Genomic DNA, 556 nt, shown 5'->3' on the forward strand with positions numbered 1-556 from the left:
GCGGATGTAGCTCATCTGGTAGAGCGCCACCTTGCCAAGGTGGAGGTAGCGGGTTCGAGCCCCGTCATCCGCTCCAACTAAGACAGTACAGAAATTGTGCTGTCTTTTCTTTTTTTGTACAATCTCGTAGGGGCGGATATTATCCGCCCGCAAGTAACTACTGAATTCTTTTGACAGACCCGATTTTATAAATGTCGCAAAACAATTGTTATACTGTAACAGCAAACTGCGCTTTCAAATAATACCGTGTGAAAACACGGGGCGAAACTCTTGTTTACTGTTTGAAATAAGGGGTTTACCATACTTGTATTAATAACTTCAGCGACTATGTTCTGATTGCCGATAATCACGAAATCGCAATTAGCAAATAAATTTTAAAAAACTGCAAAAACGGTATTGACAATCGACTGATTTTATAGTATTATATTACCTGTCGCTGAGATGTAATCGAAATTCGACAGAACTTCGATGAGCGATATAGGCATGTGGGAGCATAGCTCAGCTGGGAGAGCATCTGCCTTACAAGCAGAGGGTCACAGGTTCGAGCCCTGTTGTT

1 tRNA gene is annotated in these 556 nt (G+C 42.3%); it reads left to right on the plus strand.

Going from position 1 to position 556, the window contains the following annotated elements:
- Nucleotides 1-76: transfer RNA gene (locus tag WMO31_RS11200), tRNA-Gly, on the plus strand.
- Nucleotides 77-556: the final 480 nt, after the last annotated feature.

The sequence above is a fragment of the Ruminococcoides intestinale genome (assembly GCF_040095935.1).
Lineage (GTDB): Bacteria > Bacillota > Clostridia > Oscillospirales > Acutalibacteraceae > Ruminococcoides > Ruminococcoides intestinale.